The organism is Craurococcus roseus (genome assembly GCF_039523795.1).
Lineage (GTDB): Bacteria > Pseudomonadota > Alphaproteobacteria > Acetobacterales > Acetobacteraceae > Craurococcus > Craurococcus roseus.
In genome coordinates this window covers 1-4,432 of the sequence record NZ_BAAAFZ010000132.1, presented here as the reverse complement: position 1 = coordinate 4,432, position 4,432 = coordinate 1, and the positions used below count along the sequence as shown (strand labels likewise).

The window sequence follows — 4,432 nt, the reverse complement described above, 5'->3', positions numbered from 1 at the left end:
CCGGTTAGACGCCAGAAAGCGGCAGGGTGGTATTTCAAGGGCGGCTCCACCGGGGCTGGCGCCCCGGCTTCGATGCCTCCCACCTATCCTACACAGCCCCTTCCTGGCGCCACTGCCAAGCTGCAGTAAAGGTTCATAGGGTCTTTCCGTCTGACCGCGGGTACCCCGCATCTTCACGGGGAATTCAATTTCGCTGAGTCGATGCTGGAGACAGCGGGGAGGTCGTTACGCCATTCGTGCAGGTCGGAACTTACCCGACAAGGAATTTCGCTACCTTAGGACCGTTATAGTTACGGCCGCCGTTTACCGGGGCTTCGGTTCGGGGCTCGCACCCCTCCCCTTGACCTTCCGGCACCGGGCAGGCGTCAGGCCCTATACGTCGTCTCTCGACTTCGCAGAGCCCTGTGTTTTTACTAAACAGTCGCCACCCCCTGGTCTGTGCCACCCGCCCCCGGTTGCCCAGGAACGGGTCTCGCTTATCCCGAAGTTACGCGAGCAATTTGCCTAGTTCCTTCAGCATCGTTCTCTCAAGCGCCTCGGTGTGCTCCACCAGTCCACCTGTGTCGGTTTCGGGTACGGTCCATTGTGCCAGCGCTGTTTCCCGGACCGCTCCCCCAGCCGGCCCAATCCGATAAGGGCCGACACGGCTTCGCGGTCGTCACGTCTGGCGGGCGCGGGAATGTTCACCCGCTTCCCATCGGCTACGGCCTTCGCCCTCGCCTTAGGGGCCGGCTCACCCTGCGCGGATTGGCCTTGCGCAGGAACCCTTGGACTTCCGGCGGGAGGGGTTCTCGCCCTCCTTGTCGCTACTCATGTCCGCATTCTCGCTTCCCATGCCTCCACCGGCCCTCGCGGAACCGGCTTCGACGGCCTAGGGAACGCTCCGCTACCGCGCGCCATCGCTGGCGCGCCCGCGGCTTCGGCGCCCGGCTTGAGCCCCGTTACATTTTCGCCGCGGGACAGCTGGTTAGACCAGTGAGCTATTACGCTTTCTTTAAAGGATGGCTGCTTCTAAGCCAACCTCCTGGTTGTTGTGGCCGTCCCACATGCTTTCCCACTTAGCCGGGACTTGGGGGCCTTAGCCGGCGGTCTGGGCTGTTTCCCTCTCGACGACGGACCTTAGCACCCGCCGTCTGTCTGCCCGCCTGCGCTCCCCGGCATTCGGAGTTCGGTAGGGTTTGGTAGGGCTTTGGGCCCCCCTAGCCCTTCCGGTGCTCTACCTCCGGGGGCGACCGGCGGACGGTCTACCTCAATAGATTTCGCGGAGAACCAGCTATTTCCGGGTTTGATTGGCCTTTCACCCCTAGCCACAGCTCATCCCCGACTTTTTCAACAGGCGTGGGTTCGGCCCTCCAGTGGGTGTTACCCCACCTTCAGCCTGGCCATGGCTAGATCACCCGGTTTCGGGTCTCCTGCCGGCGACTGGACGCGCCGTTCGCACTCGCTTTCGCTGCGCCTACGCCTCGCGGCTTAAGCTCGCCGCCGACAGGAACTCGCGGACCCATTATACAAAAGGTACGCCGTCACGGGGCATGCCCGCTCCGACTGCTTGTAGGCGCCCGGTTTCAGGTCTCTTTCACTCCCCTCGTCGGGGTGCTTTTCACCTTTCCCTCACGGTACTCGTGCACTATCGGTCGCCGAGGAGTATTTAGGCTTGGAGGGTGGTCCCCCCGTGTTCGGACAGGGTTTCACGTGCCCCGCCCTACTCGAGGACCGCCGGGAACCCTACGCCTACGGGGCTGTCACCCGCTGCGGCGGACCTTTCCAGGTCCTTCGGCTTCTTTCCCGACGGCCACTGGCCTGGTCCCCTTTCGCTCGCCACTACTCGGGGAATCTCGGTTGATGTCTTTTCCTCCGGGTACTGAGATGTTTCAGTTCCCCGGGTTAGCCCCGCCCGCCTATGGATTCGGCGGGCGGTCTCCCAAAAGGGAGGGGTTTCCCCATTCGGACACCCGCGGATCAACGATCGCTCGCATCTCCCCGCGGCTTTTCGCAGCGTGCCACGTCCTTCATCGCCTCTCGGCGCCAAGGCATCCACCGGACGCCCTTGTTCATGCCCCGGACAAGCAAACAAACAAACAACGGAACGACGGCGGGCGAAACGCGGCGGCGGACGCCTTTCCGCGCCCCCGACCGACCGTCCGCCCGTCCATCCGAGAAGGCGCGTGCCCGAAAAGGCGCGCGCCCCCGCTCCGCAACTCACGCAACACACCCAATCCCGATTCTGCTTTGAAAGAACGCGCCGGCGCCGGCCGGCCGGCCCCGTGGGGGCGCGGCCGCGGCGGCGGCGGGGTTTCCGGAAGGCGCGGGGATGGAGGCGATCGGGTTCGAACCGACGACCCCCTGCTTGCAAAGCAGGTGCTCTCCCGGCTGAGCTACGCCCCCCCGCACGCGCGCGGCATGGGCCAGGGAGGACTCGAACCTCCGACCCCACGCTTATCAAGCGTGTGCTCTGACCGACTGAGCTACTGGCCCGCCCGAGCGGCCGGACCGGCCGGCCGGCGCCGGAAAACGGCGGCGGCGGCGGACGGGCGGGGCGCCGCCGGCGGACGCGCGGCGGCGCGCGAAGGAGGGGGCGGCCCCGGCGACGGCGCGGGGCACGGGAAGGCGAAGGAAAAGGCGGGCGAAACGCGGCCCGGCGGCGGGCGCGCCCCGAGGGGCCGCCGTCCGCCGGACCGCCGTGGTCCGGAACCGCCGCCGCCGCCGGCGCCGGGGCCGCAGCCCCGCGCCGGCCGATCGGCCGCGCGTCCTTGAAAGGAGGTGATCCAGCCGCAGGTTCCCCTACGGCTACCTTGTTACGACTTCACCCCAGTCGCTGACCCCACCGTGGCCGCCTGCCCCCTCGCGGTTGGCGCAACGGCTTAAGGTGGAACCAACTCCCATGGTGTGACGGGCGGTGTGTACAAGGCCCGGGAACGTATTCACCGCGGCGTGCTGATCCGCGATTACTAGCGATTCCACCTTCACGCATCCGAGTTGCAGGATGCGATCCGAACTGAGACGGCTTTTCGGGATCGGCTCGGCCTCGCGGCCTGGCGTCCCGCTGTCACCGCCATTGTAGCACGTGTGTGGCCCAGCCCATGAGGGCCATGAGGACTTGACGTCATCCCCACCTTCCTCCGGCTTGTCACCGGCAGTTCCTCCAGAGTGCCCACCCGGACGTGCTGGCAACTGGAAGCGAGGGTTGCGCTCGTTGCGGGACTTAACCCAACATCTCACGACACGAGCTGACGACAGCCATGCAGCACCTGTGCGGCGCGCCCCTCGCGGGGAAGGCCGATCTCTCGGCCGGTCGCGCCCATGTCAAGGGCTGGTAAGGTTCTGCGCGTTGCTTCGAATTAAACCACATGCTCCACCGCTTGTGCGGGCCCCCGTCAATTCCTTTGAGTTTCAACCTTGCGGCCGTACTCCCCAGGCGGTGCGCTTACCGCGTTGGCTGCGGCACTGAGGGGCTAGGCCCCCCAACACCCAGCGCACATCGTTTACGGCGTGGACTACCAGGGTATCTAATCCTGTTTGCTCCCCACGCTGTCGCGCCTCAGCGTCAGAAACGGGCCAGCTCGCCGCCTTCGCCACCGGTGTTCTTCCCAATATCTACGAATTTCACCTCTACACTGGGAATTCCGCGAGCCTCTCCCGTCCTCCAGCGCACCCGTATCGGGCGCAGCCCCCGGGTTGAGCCCAGGGATTTCACGCCCGACTAAGTCCGCCGCCTACGCGCCCTTTACGCCCAGTGATTCCGAGCAACGCTAGCCCCCTTCGTATTACCGCGGCTGCTGGCACGAAGTTGGCCGGGGCTTCTTCTGCGGGTACCGTCACCATCGTCCCCGCCGAAAGGGCTTTACAATCCGAAGACCTTCTTCACCCACGCGGCATTGCTGGGTCAGGCTTGCGCCCATTGCCCAATATTCCCCACTGCTGCCTCCCGTAGGAGTCTGGGCCGTGTCTCAGTCCCAGTGTGGCTGATCGTCCTCTCAGACCAGCTACCGATCGTCGCCTCGGTGGGCCGTTACCCCGCCGACTAGCTAATCGGACGCAGGCCGCTCCGGAAGCGCCTCGCGGCTTTGGCCCTCGGGCCCCATGCGGTATTAGCCCCGGTTTCCCAGGGTTGTCCCCCACCTCCGGACACGTTCCTACGCGCTACTCACCCGTCCGCCGCTGGGGGCCGAAGCCCCCCGCGCGACTTGCATGTGTTAGGCATGCCGCCAGCGTTCGCTCTGAGCCAGGATCAAACTCTCAGGTTCGCGTCCCGCCCTTCCTCCGTCTCATCCGTGCTCCCGGCCTCCGCCGGGAACCGCCCCCTCCCCGCGCGCCGACGCGGCCGCCAAAGGCGCCCCGCCCGCCGCCGACGCCGCCGGCGCCGCGCCCCCGCAAGGGAAACGCGCGGCCGCCAGCGGCCGGCCGCGGGCGGACCCGCAGGGCCCGCGCGCGC

Annotated in this window: 2 tRNA genes and 2 rRNA genes; all 4 read right to left on the bottom strand. The window is 66.6% G+C overall.

From position 1 onward, the window contains the following. Window positions 1-2,061, bottom strand: a 23S ribosomal RNA gene (locus ABD067_RS26290); the annotation flags it as partial. Window positions 2,062-2,312: 251 nt separating this feature from the next. Next, a tRNA-Ala gene (locus ABD067_RS26285) sits at window positions 2,313-2,385 on the bottom strand. 16 nt (window positions 2,386-2,401) lie between these two features. After that, window positions 2,402-2,475, bottom strand: a tRNA-Ile gene (locus tag ABD067_RS26280). Window positions 2,476-2,753: 278 nt separating this feature from the next. Next, window positions 2,754-4,244 (bottom strand): 16S ribosomal RNA (locus ABD067_RS26275). Window positions 4,245-4,432 lie beyond the last annotated feature (188 nt).